The following is a 17425-nucleotide window of genomic DNA, read 5'->3' on the forward strand; positions in this document are numbered from 1 at the left end:
GTGCGGACCCAGACGAAGCGGACCGGTCGGGTGTGGTGCGGTGCGGGTGCGGTCAGGGCGTCCGCGATCGACGCCCGCACCGCATCCGGGTCGACCGGGTCGGTCGCGAAGTGGCGGACCGAGCGGCGCAGCAGCACCGCCTCCGCCCGGCCCAGCTCGACGGATTCGGCGGTGCCGAGCCAGAACAGGTCCTCGGCGCCGCGGCGGATCAGATCCTGTGCCCGCGAACCGTCGTCGACCAGATCCAGGCCCCGCACGACCGCGACCGGTACCCCACCGAGTTTGCCCTTGACCAGATCCCCCGCGGCGGCGATCTCGTCGGCGACCGCCACCTCCGTCACCACCAGTTCGTTGCCCTGACTGTCGCGGGACCCGGCGTAGCCGTGCAGCACCGGCAGCCCGACCGCGCCGATCGCGGCGTCGATCTGACCGTTGCGCCACGCCCGGCCCATGGTGTCGGTGACCACCACCGCCACCCGCACCCCCAGCGCCACCTCGATCGCATCGCGCAGGGCGCGGGCGCTGGCGTCGGGATCCTCCGGCAGCAATGCGAGTTCGGAGCCCTCCACGTTCGAGCCGTCGATCCCCGACGCGGCCTGCACGACCCCGAGCCGGTTCTCGGTGATCAGGGTCCGGCCCTTGCGGGCCACGATCCGCACCGCTTCCTGCTCGACCAGGCGCCGTCGGGCGGCGTCGCGTTCCTCCGGGTCGGAGGGCGAGGACACGATCCGGCCCTCGACCTTCGAGAACACCTTGCTGGTGACCACCAGCACGTCCCCTTCGGCGAGCCACGGTGCGGCCGCGACGATCGCCGCCGCCAGGTCGTCGCCGGGCCGGAACTCGGGCAGACCGGTCACCGGGCGGATCTCGATCGCCCCGCCCGGGGCGTGATCGAGCCCGGACGCACCCGCAGGGTCGCTCACAACGTCACCCCCGCCACGTCCAGCGCCGCCCGCACCATCGCCGCGGTGGCGTCGGGGTCGGTCATGATCAGCGGCACCCGGGCCACCTCCACACCGGGGATCTCGGCGGTGTCGGTGTCGTGGACCAGCCAGCCGTCGAGGATCCCGGTCCCGGACCGTGCCCCGTACCACCGGCCGATCGCCTCCGCCGAGGTGTCCACCCCGATCACGTCGAGGCATTCGTCGGCCATGCCCCGCAACGGTTTTCCGCCGACGATCGGCGAGATCCCGACCACCTTCGCCGCGGTGGTGCGCAGACCACCCCGGATCCCGGGCACCGCTAGGATCGCCCCCACACTGACCACCGGATTCGACGGTGCCAGCAACACGATGTCGGCGGCCTCGATCGCCTCGAGCACCCCCGGCGCCGGGGCGGCCTGCTCGGCGCCGATGTGCGCGAAGCTGTGCGTCGGCACCTGGGCGCGGTACCGCACCCACCACTCCTGGAAGTGGATCGCCCGCTGCTCCCCGTCCTCGGGATCGGTGATCACGACGTGAGTTTCACTACGATCATCGGTCACCGGCAGCAAGGTCACACCCGGTTGCCACCGGTTGCACAACGCCTCGGTCACCGCCGACAACGGATACCCCGTCCGCAGCATCTGGGTGCGGATCAGATGCGTGGCGATGTCCCGGTCCCCGAGCCCGAACCAATCCGGTTTCGCACCATATGCGGCGAGTTCTTCCTTCGCGTTCCAGGTTTCCCCGGCATGCCCCCACCCACGCTCGGTGTCGATACCGCCGCCGAGGGTATACATGCAGGTATCCAGGTCCGGGCAGATCCGCAACCCGTGCATCCACACATCGTCACCGACATTGACCACCGCCGTAACGACATGGCCCGAATCGGCCCCCAGAAGTCTCCGCACACCTTGCAGGAACCGGGCCCCACCCACCCCACCAACCAATACAGTCACGTTCACGATCCAGACCTCCGCCTACGAGCGATACATATGCAGTGAAATCAACTCCCGGCGGCAATCGACATGGGCTCACACCTCAGCCGGTGTGCTCGCCGCCGCGATGGTGTGGTCTTTCTCGGCCTTGTTCGCCGACAACGCAAGGCAGCACAGCAGTGCGGCGAAGATCCCAATTCCCGAGAGCACCGAGAACATGACGATCGACGGCCGGCCGGCAATCAACCCGCCCAAGATCGGCCCGCAGACGCCTCCGATCCGGCCCACTCCTGCAACGAATCCGATAACGCTGGCCCGGATGTCGGCGGGGAAGTAGCTGGCAACGAATCCGAAGACGATCGGTTGCGTTCCACCTGTTCCCGCCCCCGCGAGGAACAGGAATACGTAGAGGACAGGCGCCGGCATGTGTACCGCGAGGGTAATGACCGCGACCGCGCCGACCGCGAACCCGGTAATGGCGGCACGACGTTCCCCGACTCTGTCGGCAATCCAGGAGCCGCCGGACGCACCTGTTGCGGCTCCGATACTGAAGATGACCAGAAAGACCAATGCTGATCCGAGGGAATAGCCGCTGGCCTTCATGATCTGCGGCAGCCAGGTGAGTAGTCCGTACCACTGGATCTGGCCACAAAAGGTCACAGCGGTGAACACTGCCAGGGCCCGCCATCCGCTGCGGCCGAGGCGTGCAAAGAGATCACGAACGGTCCGTCGTGTTTCCACACCCGACTGCACCGAAACCGGCGTAGGTACCCACCGCCCGAGCTTGACCGCGACGATCGGAACCACGGTGAGGAGGGGAAAAGCGCCACCGATGAAGAAGACTCCACGCCAGCTCAGCACGTCGAGGAAGGCCAGGGCGGTGAGAGCGGCAATCACGCCACCCAGGGGTAGGCCGGCCAGGATCATGCCGTTGAGGAAGTTCTTCCGATGTGCGGGTGCGACGCTCATGGTCAACGCGACCGCTGTCGGCACCACACCGCCGAGCCCGAACCCTGCGACGAACCGGGCGATGCCGAGCAGTTCGGCAGTCGGTGCCGCGGCACACAGCATCATGCCGACGGAGAACCAGGTGACGCAGAGCAGGAACAAACGCCGAACACCGAATCGATCGGCAAGTACTCCCGCTGCAATGGATCCGATACCCATCCCCATGATCGCCGCACTGGCGATCACTCCGACTTGCGCGGTGGTGAGATCCCAATCAGCGTAGTGGAGCAGTTGCGGCGTCGCCGCACCGAATATGGCGAGGTCGTAGCCGTCGGCGGCTATCGCAAGAAATGCAAGAACAGCGACGCCTACGTAGGCGGGAAAGCTGAGTCGATTGTTCATGTGCTTCCTCAATGAGTAGGGAACTGATGCGCAGGACGACAAGGGCGCCCCCGGTTACGAAACCGCTCGGCGATTGCTGGGACGAAGCCCTCAACCCCTCGAGCGCGATAGTCAGAGATGGCCGAAACTCACTGCATCACTGGTGATACGCAAACTGTCGACGCGTCGATGCCGAATCGAACGGGTGCCCCAGACTGCGGAGGACGGCACGCAGGGCCGAACCGGCCTCCCCCATGGCGGCATCCAGCAGGTCGTCGAGATCGTCCACGTCACGCCGCAGAGACTCGATGTCGGGGTCCAGCGTCTCCACTGCTCCGGAGGCCAGGTGCGCCCGACGCGAGGGCCCTCCGAACTTCGGATCCAGGTCGACGCCCTCGGCGGCTGTGAGGAGACTCGTCCCCTCGCGTCGTCTGTCGGCGACGAATGTGCGCTCGTGCCGCCCAGCCACGTTCAGCGCGGCGTCCAGGTCCTCGCTGCGAAGGCTCGGAAGATCGGCAGGCAGTCCCGCCAGCCGGCAGCGCGGCCACCACTCGCGTGCCCGACGCCCACCCTCACTCAGCGCGTCGTTCATGCCCCGCATGTCCGGCAGAATCAGTGGTACGACGCCCGGCGACCGGACGTGGGCGGCATCCTGAGTCCGGTCCACCACAACGACGACCGCCTGCACCTGCGAGGCCGCCCGTACGGCGGAGACCGTGTCTCGGAACATGGCGCGCACGACCGCTTGCCGGGCCTCCGGCCGGAGCAGGAGCCGTGACTTCGCGGACGTGATGTCCCGCTGCGGAATGACGGCCACCCAGGGCCCATGGCGCGCGGAGTCCGGGCTTACCGCACTCATCGGCCGACCATTCCCACCGCGAGCGGCAGCACGGACCGAGCGCGGGCGTCGAATCTTCCTGCTGCAGCTGAGCGTTCGGCACCAACGTCGTCGTACGTGGTAGTGCGCTGCCGGACGGGGCGGCCTGCCGCCCCCGCCATGTCGGTGATGTCGGCGATGGTCTTCATCGACCCGTTGGTCGAACCGGCCATCCTGCTGATGGTCTCCTCCATCAGGGTGCCTCCGAGGTCGTTGACCCCGCCGCGAAGTAACTCCACACATTCATCCGGACCGAGCTTGACCCAGGAGCACTGGATATTGTCGATCTGACCGTGCAACATCAGCCGCGCCAACGCGTGAACTGCGCGGTTGTCCCGTCGGGTCGGGCCCGGCCTCGCCAGACCTGCGAGGTAAATGGGCGAACTCTGGTGTACGAACGGCAATGGAACGAACTCCGTGAAGCCGCCTGTCTCCTTCTGGATGTCGAGCAGGACGCGAAGGTGCCCGACCCAGTGCCGGGGCTCGTCCACGTGCCCGTACATCATCGTCGCGGTGGTGCGGATCCCGAGTTCGTGCGCGGTCTTGACCACCCGAATCCACTCGGCCGCGGGGAGTTTGCCCTTGGTCAGCACCCACCGAACCTCGTCGTCCAGGATCTCGGCGGCGGTGCCTGGCACGGAGTCGAGCCCAGCTCTCCGTGCCTCGGTCAGCCACTCGGCCACCGAAATTCCCATGCGCGATGCGCCGCTCACGATCTCCATGGGCGAGAACGCATGCAGGTGGATCTGCGGGCTCCGGCGTTTCGTCTCGGCGGCCAGGTCGAGATGGATCGTGCTGGGGAGGCCGGGGTCGATCCCGCCCTGCATGCAGATCTCGGTGGCGCCGACGTCCCAGGCCTGAGCGACCCGCTCCCCCACTTCGGAGACGGAGAGCCGGTACGAATCGGCATCGCTTGCGCGTTGCGCGAACGCACAGAAACGGCAGCCGGTGTAGCAGACGTTGCTGAAGTTCAGGTTCCGATTGACGACATACGTCACCGCGTCGCCCACTGTCGAATGCCGGACCTGATCCGCCAAGGCGCACAGGGCATCCAGATCCGCGCCGTCGCAGTGAACGAGAGCCAGGGCCTCGGCGTCGCTGAGACCGGCAGGATCCCGCTCGGCCGCGCGCAAGGCGGCGAGTACCTCACTGCCCAGGCGAGGATGGACGCCGGCCCCCGCACGTGCTGTCATCTCCTCGCCGAGCACGGTCCAGTCACCGAAGGCGTTCGCGAAGTCGCTGCGAGTATCCGTACGCCGCCCTTCTGTGTCGATCTCGAGGTGCAGATCGGTTCTGCCACTGGACTCCCCCGGTGCAGCATCCTGCCACGGTCGGCCCTCCGGGAGTACGTCGGCGGCCAGCCCGGTTTCCAGGTCGGCGAGCGCCAGCAGGTGGGGCCGGACGCGGGCGTCGATCCACCGCTCTCCCGCGAGAACGTACTGCGGCTGGGCGGCGAGGCGCTCCCGTAGCTCGAAACCGGCTGCAGCACTGAGGTCACGCAGTCGCTCGATCTCCGGCCAGGGCCGCTCGGGGTTCACGTGATCGGGGGTCAGAGGCGATACCCCGCCCCAGTCGTCCACCCCCGCCGCCAACAGTCGGCGCAGTTCGTCAGGCTCCGACAGGTTGGGTGGGGCCTGGAGACGCATCGAGGGGCCGAGCAGGATACGGGCCACCGCGATCGTGGCCAGGTACTCGTCGAGGTCGGCGTCGTCGGCCGACCGCATCGCGGTATCAGACTTGGCGCGGAAGTTCTGGACGATCACCTCTTGGATGGCGCCGTACTGCCGCGCGATCCGGCGGATCTGGAGGATGGACTCCACCCGATCGGCGTAGGACTCGCCGATCCCGACCAGGATGCCGGTCGTGAAGGGAATGTTGGTGCGGGACGCATCCTCGATGCAGGCCAGACGAACAGCAGGATCCTTGTCAGGGGAACCGTAGTGGCATCCCCCAGGTTCCGCCCACAGCGACCGCGCGGTGGTCTCGAGCATCAGACCCATGGAGCCTGCCACCGGCTTGAGGCGCTGGAGTTCAGCCCAGGACATTATCCCCGGGTTCAGATGCGGTACCAGACCGGTCTCCTCGAGCACCAGCACCGCCATGGCGCGCACGTACGACAGCGTGTCGGCGTAGCCCCGCGACTCCAGCCAGTCACGGGCGGCGTCCCACCGATCCTCGGGCCGGTCACCCAGCGTGAACAGTGCTTCCTTGCAGCCCATCCGGGCTCCCGCTCGAGCAATCTCGAGCACTTGGTCGGGAGACAGGAACGGCTCGTCGACCCGCCCGGGCGTCGTCGCAAAGGTGCAGTAGTGGCAGCGGTCGCGACACAGACGGGTCAGCGGGATGAACACTTTCCGGCTGTAGGTCACCACTCCCGATCGGCCGGCATCGAACAGGCCTGCCGACCGGACGGCCGCGGCGACCTCGCACAGTCGGTCGAGATCGGCACCGCGCGCACCCAGGAGGGCCTCGGCTTCACCGGCGTCGATGGTCTTGCCGGCGCTCGCCCGCGCGAGCGTGCGCCTCAGACCCGTCACCTGCCCGCTCCTGTCCCCAAGCCCATGGACCGGGCGATGAAGTCGAGCTGGACCGAGGGAGGTCCCGCCACGACGCGCGCGATGATCCCGTCGGAATGGTGCATCGGCAGGGCATGATCGCGCACATAGCCGTAGGCGCCCTGGATCTGCATCGCCAGCGCAGAGGCCTCTGCGTAGAGCTGGCCGGAGAGGAACTTCGCCATGGTGCTCTCCACCTCGCACGGCAGACCCGCGTCGAAGAGGTCGGCCGAACGGCGTACCGCGCACCGGGCCGCGTCGAGCCTGACGAACATCTCGGCGAGGGGCAGCGTCACGCCCTGATAGCTCGCGAGTGCCTTGCCGAACTGCTCGCGGTCGTTGGCGTAGTGGACCGTCAGGTCGAGCACTGCGGCCACGCTGCCGAGGAAACCGGAGCTGATCATGATCCGCTCGAGCACCAGGCGTTCCTTGAGGATCTGCCATCCTTCACCGGGCTCACCCAGCACAGCCGTCGCCGGCAGGGCGACGTCCCGCAGGAAGACCTCGTAGATGCCGCTGATGTTCCGCCCGAGCGCAGGCATGCGGCGGACCTCGACACCCGGATGGTCGACCGGCACCAGGAATATGGCGAGCTGGTCGCGCTTGCGTCCACCCCCGCCCACTCGGGCGACGAGTTCCATTACTGCGCCGGGGAGTCCCGCACCCTCGCAATAGGTCTTCTGGCCGTTGAGTACCCACGAGTCCCCGACCTTCTCGGCGCGCGTTGCCACGCTGGCAGCGTCCGAGCCCACATCGGGTTCGCTCACGGCAATCGACAGGCGCGCGTCGCCGGCCAGCACCGGTGCACCGTACGTTTCCTGCTGTTCGGGCGTGCCCCAGCGGTGGATGTCGCGCAACCCACTGAGGTTCAGGTTGAACAAGGCCACGAGGTCCGAACTCGCCCGGCCGATCTCCTCACAGAGCGTGATCAGCAGGCCGGCCGTCCCTTCGAGACCGTCGGCGCCGGCCACCACGTCGTACCACCCGAGGCGGGCGATCTCGCGGAACAGGCGCTCGGGGTACTTCCCCTCCTCGTCCCAGATTCGCACGTCGTGCGCGGGAGCGTGTCTGGCCAGGAACGCCCGGGCGGTGGTGCGGAGGTGCTCCTGCTCGTCGGTCTGAATGTGAATGCTAGTGCTCATGACTGCCTTTCGAGGCTGGTCGGTCGATGAAGGGGGGCCGCTTCCAGGCGGAGAGGCCTGTTTTGAGATCGCGCAACAACTCGGGGGGAAGGGCCGCGAGTCGGGCGGCCATCTCGCGCGCCTTTCCGTCGAGCGAATCCTCGGGAATGACCTCGACCAGACCGAGCCTGGCGAGATCGTCGGCGACAAAGCGCTCGTCCAGGGCCAGAAGCCGCAGCGCCCGTGCCGGACCGACGGCAGCTTCGAGTCTGCGCACCGTGCTGTCGGGTGGCGGGAACCCGAGCGGGAGCTCGGGAAATCGGAACGAAGCGGCAGGCGAGGCCAGGGTGATGTCCGCCGCCGCGGCTATGGCCCACCCGGCGCCGACCGCGGCGCCCTGGACCGCGACCATTGCCGCCGGGTAGTCGCTCAGCAGGTCGAGGCTCTCCTCGATGAGTCGACGCCGGAGGCCCGGTCGGCCGGTCGCCGTGCCGTCGTCCGAACGCACATCGGCTCCTGCGCAGAACGCCGGCCCTTCGGCGCGCACGAGAACGACGGCGGAGCCCGCGTGCCTCCCCTCGGCAAGTGCGGAGACGAACGCCTGCAGCAGCGGTACGTCGAGGGCGTTGCGTGCCTCGGGACGATTGAGTGTCAGGACGACCAGACCGTCGAGTTGTTCGGCCGGGCACAGGTTCCGGGTTGCCTGCGTATTCGCGCTCATGCGAGCTCCGGCAGGACCTGGGACGTGAGGAGCTCGACCGCCTCGCGAGGGTCGGGGCCGACCGGGGCGCCGATGTAGGCCTCGGTGAATCCGGCATCCTCCGCGTACTCCAGCAGCTCGCCCAGTGCCTCGATGCAGTCGCCGGGTGTGCCCGAAACGACGAGCTGATCCGCGACTTCCTGCGGGAGGAGGTCGGCAGCTGCGTCTACGCCGTCACCGGCTTTGAGCGCCGCGCGGGTGGCGGCGTAGTCGGAGGGTTCGAAGCCGACCTGGTGCAGGTTCTCTGGAGGCTGTTGGCTCACAATGAGTGTCGCCTGTCGCCGTGCGGCCGCGCAGGCGCTGTCCCGGTCCGCCGACACGGACAGGTTCACGCCGTAGATCCGGGTGAACTCCCCCCGCCGACTGCGCTTTCGTCCCCGGTCGAGCGAATCGAGGTTGCTCACCGCGTCGAACTGGCCGCTGCGGAAGGCCGCGAGGCTGTGGGCCGGGAAGTTGCTGGCGCAGATGACACCGTCTGCCAGTTCGCCGGCCATCTCCAGCACTTTCGGCCCGGCGCCGGCGACCACCACACGCACGTCAGGCTTGCTCGTCCAGGAGAACGACGCCCGAGCATCCTCACGCAAGCCGAGGGCTGTGCAGATCTGTGGGTAGTCACCCATTCGGATCGACTCGCCCTGCCAGAGAAGTCGGCACATCGCGATGAACTCGGCCACGCGGTCGATCGGATTCTGCAGCGGCATGAGCGCACTCACCAGCCCGCCCCCGGTGCCGATTCCCATGCTGACCCGGCGCCCTTCGGGCATGAACTCCGCCAGGGTGGCCATGCTGGACGCCATCTCGAGGGGGTTTCGCCCGAAGGGGAAGGTCACCGCAGTACCGACCCCGACACCGGTGCGCGCAGCGATTGCGCCGAGGAGAACGGCGACGCCTCGGGACTGGAGTTGGTCACTGAGCCAGACGGTTTCGAAACTCCGAGCGGCGATCTCGGCCACTTCCACCATCTGCGGCCCGTCAGCCCAACCATGGAGCTGGATACCTTTGATCATCGAACTTCTCTTCATGATGTTGAACTCGAATCACTATATGGAACAGGTTAGGGGCAGAACACGGCGACGGTCAAGAGTCGGGCCAACCTCGTTCGGCGCCGCTCAGGATCGGGCGTACGCCGGAGTGACCAGGAACGTGCTCCGGATCTCCGAGATGAGCGGCCCGTCGCTCTCGGTGCGTGCCTTCAACGCACGCCACCGGGGGTCGGCCTGGAACCGGGCCCAATGGGCGTCCGCAGCCTCGGGGTCGGGGAAGGCCAACAGGTAGACGATCCGGGCACGGTTGCCTGCCTCGTGCCAGAAGCCCTCGACCTGCAGCCCGAATTCCGCGAACAGGGCCAGCGTGTCGTCGGCGAACCTGCGGTGCAGGTCCTCGGCGCGGCCCGGTAGAGCAATGTACTCACGCAGCTCGTGGATCATGAACAACCCCGTTCACGGCGAGACCGGAGCGCGTCTTGTAGCGCCGGTTGACGTTGATGAGAACGGCAGTCAACGGTTCGAGCTGCCGCGCCACCCGCAGCGCCCCTCCATCGATGCCCGGGCGGCCGGTGATCGCGACCGCGAGCCGAGCCACCTCGTCCTTGGCGGGCCGATCGTCGCCGCACACGAGCACATCCTCGGGAAGGGGGCCCTCGTGCTCCCAGAGGTTGATCGCCGACAGGTGGTGGAAGGCAGCGACTACCGTGGCATCGGGCACGAGGTCGCGCAGTTGCTCGGCCGCGCTCCCTTCCTCGACGTCCAAACCGTAGGCCCCGGACTTGTCGAAGCCGAGCGGGTTCACGCAGCTGACCACGAGTTTGCCCGCGAATGTGGGTGCAAGTTCCGAGACCAGCTCACGATGGCCGTTGTACGGGACCACCAGCAGGATGATGGGACAGTCGGCAGCTGCCGACGCATTGTCGGCGGCGCCGACCACGGCGCCGTCACCGGCGCGTCTGCGCACCTCGAGGGCCGCCTCCTCCGCGCGTTCGACAGAACGCGATCCGATGACGACGGGCCAGCCGGCCGCCGCGAACCGGTAGGCCAGACCCTTTCCCTGGGGTCCGGTGCCGCCGACGACGGCGATCTTGCTGCTTTTCATCTCTGTCTCCTACACACGTTGAACGGGACACCTCGGGCGCGTTGCACCGGAGGTGGCAGTCGACCGTTGAGGGTCGACTCGGAGCGGCAGGCCCTCGATGGGGCCGCCGCATGAATGAAAACGGGGGGTCGGTCAGTCGCGCCCGGAACCCAGGTCGGGGGCCGTGACAGGAGTCGGGTAGTCCACGGGGATGCGGCCGCCGATATGCGAGCTGATCTCCCGAGAAGCCGTGACGAGGTAGTCGGCGATCCCGGCCACACCGTCAGCCGTGAGGTCGTCACCGATACCGAGCAGGGCGATGAACAGGCACGGCTCGCCGTCTCGGTCGAATACCGGGACCCCCACGACGTTGAGTTCCGGTCGATATTCGCCGTAGACCGCGCCGTAGCCCTGTGCCCGAAGCTCCTCGAGCTCCTCGGCGGGGTACGCGACGAGCTCCGGGCGACCCCGGCCCGGCCATGCCGCCGCGAGTCGGCTGATCAACGGCGTGTCTCGGCCGAAGCGCGAGCCGACCTCGATGGTGACCTTGACGGCCTTGCGGCTCTCGATCTTCGCGATCGCCGTGAAGTGACCGTCCGGCATCGGCTGGATGGCGAGACATGCCAGCTCGGTCCGCTCGGCCAACCACTCCATGTACGTCCGCGACGCGGCGACCGCCGACGTTCGCGCGATCGCAGCCACCCCGAACTCCACGAGCAGCGGGCCGAGGTTGTACCGACGTGTCTCCTGGTCGTACACGACGAGGCCTTCGACCACCATGGTCCGGAGCAGGACTGACGCCGTGCTCTTCGCCAGAGCGCACCGCTTGGCCAATTCGGTGAGCGTGGCTCCGGTGGACTGCTGGACCAGTGTCTCGAGCACGCGGGTGGCGCGCGAGATGGCGGGCACCAGCTGCTCGCTGGATTGCTCGCCCCGCTCGTCAGTCGCGCTGCTTCCCGGGACTTCTGCCTTGGTCAAGGGTTCCTACCTTCGTCGTGCGAATGCTGTCAGCTGACCGTAGCGGCCTGCCCCACCAGTTCGGCGAAGTGGAACAGCGTGCCGTCGGGATCGCGCGCGAAGAGCAGGCGCCAGCCCTTGACGCCGTCCGGACCCATGATGGTCTGCGGCGAGTGCAGGAACTCGACGCCGTCGTCCGCCAGCCGTGCATACTCGGCGTCGATGTCGTCGGTGAGGATCGAGAATCGGCACAGGCCCGGGTGCACGAGGTCGCTCTGCGCTCGACCCTCGGATCGTGCGTCCCTCCACTCGATGAGGTCCAGCATGGCCTCGTCCGGGGAGTCGTTCAGGCGCAGGTGCGCGAAGCGGAGCTTGCTGGCGCCCTCGACCATGAACGCCCGCGCAAGGTTGCTGTCCTCCACCTCCCGGTCCTGCACGACCTCGAAACCGATCCGCTGATAGAAGTCGATCGATTTGTCCATGTCGGTCACATTGATGCCGACGTGCCAGAACTTTCGCATTGCTTCGTCCTTCTTCTTGTACTTCTCTGTTCGGTGGGTGGATGGCGCTACGCGGGGCCGCGGCAGTCGCCGAGCGCTGGAGCTGGGGGCGGCACCAGCTCGCGGCGCCGGACCTTTCCGGTCTCCGTGCGCGGCAACGCTGCGACTGCCTCTATCTCGCGGGGGCGTGCGTGTGGACCGACCGCTGCGGTGACGAGTTCTCGGAGTTCTTTCGTGATTTCCTCGGTGAGCTCTCCGGCAGCGAGGTGGACGAATGCCTTGACCTGCTGCCCCGACTCCGGGTCGGGCAGCCCTACCGCCGCCGCGTCCAGGACCTGTGGGTGGCGCTTCAGGGCCTCTTCGATCTCCGCCGGGCCGATGCGGTAACCGCGGCTCTTGATCACGTCGTCGGCGCGGCCGAGGTACTCCAGTCGGCGACCATGCGCGCGCCGCGCCAGGTCGCCTGTCCGGTGCCAACTCCCGGCGGGAGGTACTACGCGAGCTGACGACGCGTCCCAATGGCCGAGGAGCGCAACCGGATCCGGAAGTTCCAGCGCGATCTCACCGACCTCACCGGGAGCGACGTGGGTGCCCGCGTCGTCCAGGAGCGCGATGCGATGCCCCGGGTACGGAGCGCCCATGGTCGCGTCGTCGACGGATCCGAGAACACCGGAGTCGCCGATGAGGGCGTTGGCCTCGGTCTGACCGTAGGCCTTGTTGACGGCGTCGCTGAGATGCCGCCGAGCCCAGGCGAGTTCCACCGCGCCGGCGGGCTCGCCTCCGGTCACGACCGCCCGGAGGCGTCGCTGGGCTGATTCCCCGTGTTCGGCAAACATCCGCAGAACCGACGCCGGCAGGAACGCGGTCGTCACGCCGTACCGCCTCAGCATGTCCAGGGTGGCGCCGGGGTCGAAGCGCTGCGGCCGGTGGGCCACGACAGGAACGCCGAGAGACCACGGAACCAGCAACCCGAGCATCAGGCCGCCGATCCAACCCCAGTCCGCAGTGCCGAAATAGACGTCACCCGGCCTGAACAGCTCGAAGGCGTAGTCGACCCCCGCATGTCCGAGGAGGACCCGGTGGCCGTGAACGATGCCCTTGGACAGACCGCTGGTGCCGGAGGTGTACATCAGCAGAGCAGGGTCCGAGGACCGCCCGGGCACCGGGGCGAGCGGGTCGACCCGGCGGGTCAGGTCCCCGAGCGGCGTGCCGCGGGAGCCGTCCACCGTGAGCACGTCGACGTCGCGTAGGGAACATCCTGTCGACTCCAGCCGGTCAATGCCCGGACCGTCCGTGACCAGCACAGTCGCGCCCGAGTCGACGAGCCGGTGCGCCACCGAGGTCCCGGTGAGCAGTCGCGGGACGGGCACGAGCACGGCGCCGGCGACCAGCACCCCGAAGACGACCTCGGCGGCCTCCACCGAGGGGTCGAGGTACAGGACCACGCGGTCACCGGGCTGAACCCCGCGGGAGCGGAGGACACCGGCGACGCGCACAGCGGCGTGCTGCACCTGACCGAACGTCACCTCCTCGGGCGTGTCGAGCCCCCCGCGCAGCACGGCCACGGCGTCGGGGTCGCGCGAGAAGAGGGCGTCCTCGGTGATCGTGTAGTCCGCCGCAGGCTCCCAATCCTGGGTGTGGCGGGCGTCGATCAACCGTCTGATGGTCCGTGACCTCGATGTCCCGGAGGTCAGTCCAGGCGTGCCCATATGCTCTTCTCCTTGGTGAAGCTCTCGATGGCGGCCTGGCCGAGGTCGCTGCCGTAGCCGCTCTGCCCGAAGCCTCGATACGGTGACGCCGGGTTGAGCACTCCCCAGCTGTTGATCCACACGTTGCCGGCGTCGAGTGTCTGCGCGAACCGCAGTGCGCGGCCCACATCGCGGGTGAAGACGCCCGCGGCCAGCCCGAAGACGGTGTCGTTGGCCAGGGTGATCGCCTCCTCCTCGCCCTCGAACGGCAGCACCGACAACACGGGTCCGAAGATCTCCTCCCGAGCGATGCGCATGTCCGCGGTGACCCCGGCGAAGAGCGTCGGACGGTAGTAGAAGCCCTGCTCAGGCGCTCCGGTCGGCGACTGGCCGCCACCGCTGATCAGCTTGGCGCCTTCTTCGGTCCCGGCGACGACGTACGAGTGGACCGACTCCCGCTGTTCGGCGCTGATCAACGGGCCGATCTCCGTTTCGGGGTCGAGGGGGTCGCCCACCCGGGCGGCCTCGACCCGCGCCTGGACGAGCTCGACCACCTCGTCGTAGATCGGCCGCTCGACGAGCAGCCGGCTCGCCGCCGTGCAGGTCTCGCCCTGGTTGCTGTACATCGCCTGGAAGACCACGGCTGCGACCGCCTTCGGGGACGAGTCGCCGAACGCCACGAGCGCCGACTTTCCGCCCAGCTCCAGCGATGCCGTGATGAGGCGGTCGGCCGCCATCCGGCCGATCTGCTGGCCGACCTCGGTCGAGCCGGTGAACGTCACCTTGCCGACCGATGGGTGCTGCACCAAGGCGTTACCCGCCACCGACCCGCGGCCCGGCAGGACGTTGACCAGCCCGGGCGGGAGCCCCGCCTCGAGGGCGAGCTCGCCGAGTGCCACGGGCACGAGCGGTGCGAGCTGCGCAGGCTTCAGCACGATGGCGTTGCCCATCGCAAGAGCCGGGGCGATCTTCCAGACCGCCTGCACTGCAGGAAAATTCCACGGAGTGATGGCGCCCACCACACCGATCGGCTCACGCAGGGTGTAGTTGAGGAAACGACCGGGTGCCGGCGTCGTTCGCCCCTCGATCTTGGTCACGAGGCCCGCGAAGTACTCGAGCGTCTCGATCATGATCGGCAGGTCGACCCCAAGCGACTCGCGGATGGGTTTGCCCATGTCACGACTCTGCAGCTGGGCGAGCTCGGTCTTGTGTTCCTCGATCAGCGCGGCGTAGCGGAACATCAGGCGGGTGCGCTGGGCCGGACGCATGCGCTGCCACGTCCTGGCTGCGGCCTTCGCGGCTTCGACGGCACGCGCGACGTCCGCGGCCGTGGCCTCGGCGACGCTGGCCAGGTGCGACCCGTCGGCCGGGTTGATCGAGTCGAAGGTCGCCCCCGTCGACGAGGGAGTCAGTCGGTCGCCGATGACGAGGGGGACTGATGAGGTGAGTGCCTGCACAATTCTCGTCCTTTCTTCCGCCGGGCCGTCAGGCCAGGTTGTGTGCGGTGGGGAGGACGGCGTCGGCAAGCTCGGCGAGCTCGTCCATGGTTGCTTCGAGGGTGTCGTGCTCGAACGACGTGTCGCAGATGAAGTGGGTGACACCGAGTTCGCCGTACGCTTCGATAGTCTCGGCGTTGTACGGCGCCTTCCGCAGAGGCCGCGCAGTGAGGGTGATCTCGTTCATGTCGCGACCGGCTTCCTCGGCGTACTGCCGCAGGGTGGCCAGGTAGCCGGCGTACTCCTCCGGCCCGATCGCCAGTGGGTGCCAGCCGTCGCCGATGGCGGCGATACGGCGCAGGGAGGCTGTGCTGTACCCGGCGAACCAGACTGGGATCGTGCCCCGCACCGGCTTCGGATACATCTTGAAGTCGTGGAGTTGGTAGAACTCACCGTCGAAGTCGACCTCGTCTTCCTTCCACATGTGCCGCATCGCGTTGACCATCTCCGTGGTCCGCTTCCCGCGGTCCTTGAAGGGCGCTCCCAGCAGCTCGAACTGCTCCTTCATCCAGCCCACGCCGATGGCGACCGACAGCCGCCCGCGCGACATCACGTCGATGCTCACCAGCGTCTTGGCGGTCTGGACGAGCGGCCGCCACGGCAGGATGAGGCACGACGTGCCGAGCTCCATCCGCTCGGTCGCGGCCGCCGCCCACGTCAACGACGTGAGGCAGTCGAGGTACGGCGTGGCGGGGTCCCACAGGAACTTGCCGTCGTCGGTGTACGGGTACGCCGTCTCGACTCGGGTCGGCAAGGCCACATGATCAGTCATCCAGAGGGAGTCGAAGCCGATCTTCTCAGCGAACCGCGACACCTCCGTGATCGCCTCGGGTCCTGCCCACGGTCCTGCTCCCGGGATCCTGATTCCGACCTTCATTGGGGTTCCTTTCGCCATGTTCTGTGGTCATCGGACGATCTGTTCGGCCCGGAGGGCCGCGATCCGGTCGTCCTTGTATCCGAGATCGCTGAGAATCTCGGTGGTGTGCTCGCCCAACGACGTCGGTGGGCGATGAACGTGTCCCGGGGTGCCCGAGAGCTTGACCGGGAGACCCGGGACCTGCAGCGGCCCGAGTTCGTCGTGGGTGATGTCGACGACGAGGTCCAGTGCCTGGATCTGGGGATGCCTGACGGCCTCGTCGTACGCGAGTATCGGGGCACAGATGATGTCGTGGGCCGAGAGCAGTGCGACCACGTCGTCGCGGTCGCGGTCGGCGAACCAGGGTGCGACGGCGGCGTCGAGGGCCTCACGGTTCTCCAGTCGGGATCCGGCCTCCGCGAAGCGCGGATCATCGATCAGAGCCTCGGCACCCATCGCCCGGGCGAGCTTGACGAAGTGGCGGTCGTTGAAGGCAACGACGTGCACCGCGCCGCCGTCACGGGTCGTGTAGGCGTTGTACGGCGCGTAGAAATTGCTGCCGTTGCCCACCTTGCCCTGGATGTAGTCCGCGAGGAGGTACTGCCCCAGCCACGGCGTCTGCAGATGGAACAGCGCGCCCACCAGGGACACCGAGCCAGTTTGCCCCTCCCCCGTGCGTTGTTTCGCGAAGAGCGCGACGAGGGCGGCGATCGCGACCAGGTAGCCCGCCGCGCTGTCGGCGACGGGCGGTCCGGCCTTGAGCGGCGTCCCGGAGCGCTCACCGGTCGCCTCCATGAGACCGGTGAGCGCCTGAGCCACCGGGTCCATTGCGGGACGACCCGCGAGGGGGCCGCTCTCGCCGTACCCGCTGACATTGAGGCAGATCAGGTGAGGGTGCCGTTCGCGAAGCTCGGCGGCAGTCAACCCGAATCGCTCCCGTACAGCCGGCAGCATGTTCCCGATGAGCACGTCCGCTGTCGAGCAGAGCTCGTGGAACAGCTCACGGCCCGCCGCCGTACGAAGGTCGAGCGCGAGCGCGCGCTTGTTTCGGTTCACGCCGGAATAGACACCACTCATGCCGTCTCGTCCCGGCCCGAACGTGCGCGACTCGTCGCCGCCGATCGGCTCGACCTTGATGACGTCGGCACCGAAATCGGCGAGCAGCGACGCACCCAAGGGGCCCGCGACCATCGTCGCGGCGTCGACCACCCGGATTCCCGACAGTGCCTCGACATTTCCGGTGAACCCCATCACTAGCTCCGTTCATTATGCTGAACTGACATCATTATTTGGAACTCCACGGACGTTACGAGCACCATCGCTCGCTGTCAAGAGGGAGCAGGTCCCCGGACGCCGGGGCG

The 17425-nt window shown here is 67.9% G+C and carries 16 protein-coding genes; all 16 read right to left on the bottom strand.

The features are described 5' to 3' along the window. Positions 1–923 (bottom strand): coenzyme F420-0:L-glutamate ligase (locus ACNJ7E_RS34515; protein ID WP_418341998.1); only part of this gene is annotated, 923 nt, incomplete at its 3' end. Then, positions 920–1885, bottom strand: a complete 966-nt coding sequence (gene cofD, locus ACNJ7E_RS34520; protein WP_283335207.1) for a 2-phospho-L-lactate transferase — start codon at positions 1883–1885, stop codon at positions 920–922. The genes cofD and ACNJ7E_RS34515, both read right to left, overlap by 4 nt. Before the next feature lie 69 nt (positions 1886–1954). Beyond that, on the bottom strand, positions 1955–3208 hold the full coding sequence (locus ACNJ7E_RS34525) for an MFS transporter (protein WP_280780324.1): 1254 nt from the start codon (positions 3206–3208) through the stop codon (positions 1955–1957). A 136-nt stretch (positions 3209–3344) separates the two neighbouring features. Next, positions 3345–4046, bottom strand: a complete 702-nt coding sequence (gene cofC / locus ACNJ7E_RS34530; RefSeq protein WP_418341999.1) for a 2-phospho-L-lactate guanylyltransferase — start codon at positions 4044–4046, stop codon at positions 3345–3347. Further along, a complete protein-coding gene (locus ACNJ7E_RS34535; RefSeq protein ID WP_418342000.1) occupies positions 4043–6601 on the bottom strand; it encodes a bifunctional FO biosynthesis protein CofGH in 2559 nt (852 codons plus the stop codon). The genes cofC and ACNJ7E_RS34535 overlap by 4 nt, the downstream gene beginning before the upstream one ends. Further along, positions 6598–7761, bottom strand: a complete 1164-nt coding sequence (locus tag ACNJ7E_RS34540; protein WP_418342001.1) for an acyl-CoA dehydrogenase family protein — start codon at positions 7759–7761, stop codon at positions 6598–6600. Before ACNJ7E_RS34540 ends, ACNJ7E_RS34535 begins: the two co-directional genes overlap by 4 nt. Further along, positions 7751–8461, bottom strand: coding sequence for an enoyl-CoA hydratase/isomerase family protein (locus ACNJ7E_RS34545; protein WP_280780320.1), 711 nt, complete (start codon positions 8459–8461; stop codon positions 7751–7753). Before ACNJ7E_RS34545 ends, ACNJ7E_RS34540 begins: the two co-directional genes overlap by 11 nt. After that, entirely contained in the window at positions 8458–9507 is a 1050-nt protein-coding gene (locus ACNJ7E_RS34550) for an LLM class flavin-dependent oxidoreductase (protein WP_378472279.1), read from the bottom strand. The genes ACNJ7E_RS34545 and ACNJ7E_RS34550 overlap by 4 nt, the downstream gene beginning before the upstream one ends. 102 nt (positions 9508–9609) lie before the next feature. Beyond that, the gene (locus tag ACNJ7E_RS34555; RefSeq protein WP_280780318.1) at positions 9610–9927 is read right to left on the bottom strand and encodes an NIPSNAP family protein; all 318 of its coding nucleotides are present in this window, start codon (positions 9925–9927) and stop codon (positions 9610–9612) included. Then, positions 9908–10588 (bottom strand): NADPH-dependent F420 reductase, encoded by a 681-nt coding sequence (npdG, locus tag ACNJ7E_RS34560; protein WP_280780317.1) that lies wholly within the window; start codon positions 10586–10588, stop codon positions 9908–9910. Before npdG ends, ACNJ7E_RS34555 begins: the two co-directional genes overlap by 20 nt. Positions 10589–10720: 132 nt before the next feature. Beyond that, positions 10721–11545: an IclR family transcriptional regulator gene (locus ACNJ7E_RS34565; protein ID WP_280780316.1), complete on the bottom strand. Its 825-nt coding sequence runs from the start codon at positions 11543–11545 to the stop codon at positions 10721–10723. A gap of 29 nt (positions 11546–11574) precedes the next feature. Then, positions 11575–12045: a VOC family protein gene (locus ACNJ7E_RS34570; protein ID WP_280780315.1), complete on the bottom strand. Its 471-nt coding sequence runs from the start codon at positions 12043–12045 to the stop codon at positions 11575–11577. A gap of 47 nt (positions 12046–12092) precedes the next feature. Continuing rightward, positions 12093–13733 (bottom strand): AMP-binding protein, encoded by a 1641-nt coding sequence (locus ACNJ7E_RS34575; RefSeq protein ID WP_418342002.1) that lies wholly within the window; start codon positions 13731–13733, stop codon positions 12093–12095. After that, the gene (locus ACNJ7E_RS34580; protein ID WP_280780313.1) at positions 13715–15169 is read right to left on the bottom strand and encodes an aldehyde dehydrogenase family protein; all 1455 of its coding nucleotides are present in this window, start codon (positions 15167–15169) and stop codon (positions 13715–13717) included. Before ACNJ7E_RS34580 ends, ACNJ7E_RS34575 begins: the two co-directional genes overlap by 19 nt. 28 nt (positions 15170–15197) lie before the next feature. Further along, positions 15198–16085: an LLM class F420-dependent oxidoreductase gene (locus tag ACNJ7E_RS34585; RefSeq protein ID WP_280780312.1), complete on the bottom strand. Its 888-nt coding sequence runs from the start codon at positions 16083–16085 to the stop codon at positions 15198–15200. Positions 16086–16112: 27 nt separating this feature from the next. Continuing rightward, positions 16113–17315, bottom strand: coding sequence for a CaiB/BaiF CoA transferase family protein (locus ACNJ7E_RS34590; protein ID WP_418342003.1), 1203 nt, complete (start codon positions 17313–17315; stop codon positions 16113–16115). Between the last annotated feature and the right edge of the window lie 110 nt (positions 17316–17425).

This window comes from Rhodococcus mengyinensis (genome assembly GCF_048381435.1).
GTDB classification, from domain to species: domain Bacteria; phylum Actinomycetota; class Actinomycetes; order Mycobacteriales; family Mycobacteriaceae; genus Rhodococcus_F; species Rhodococcus_F opacus_D.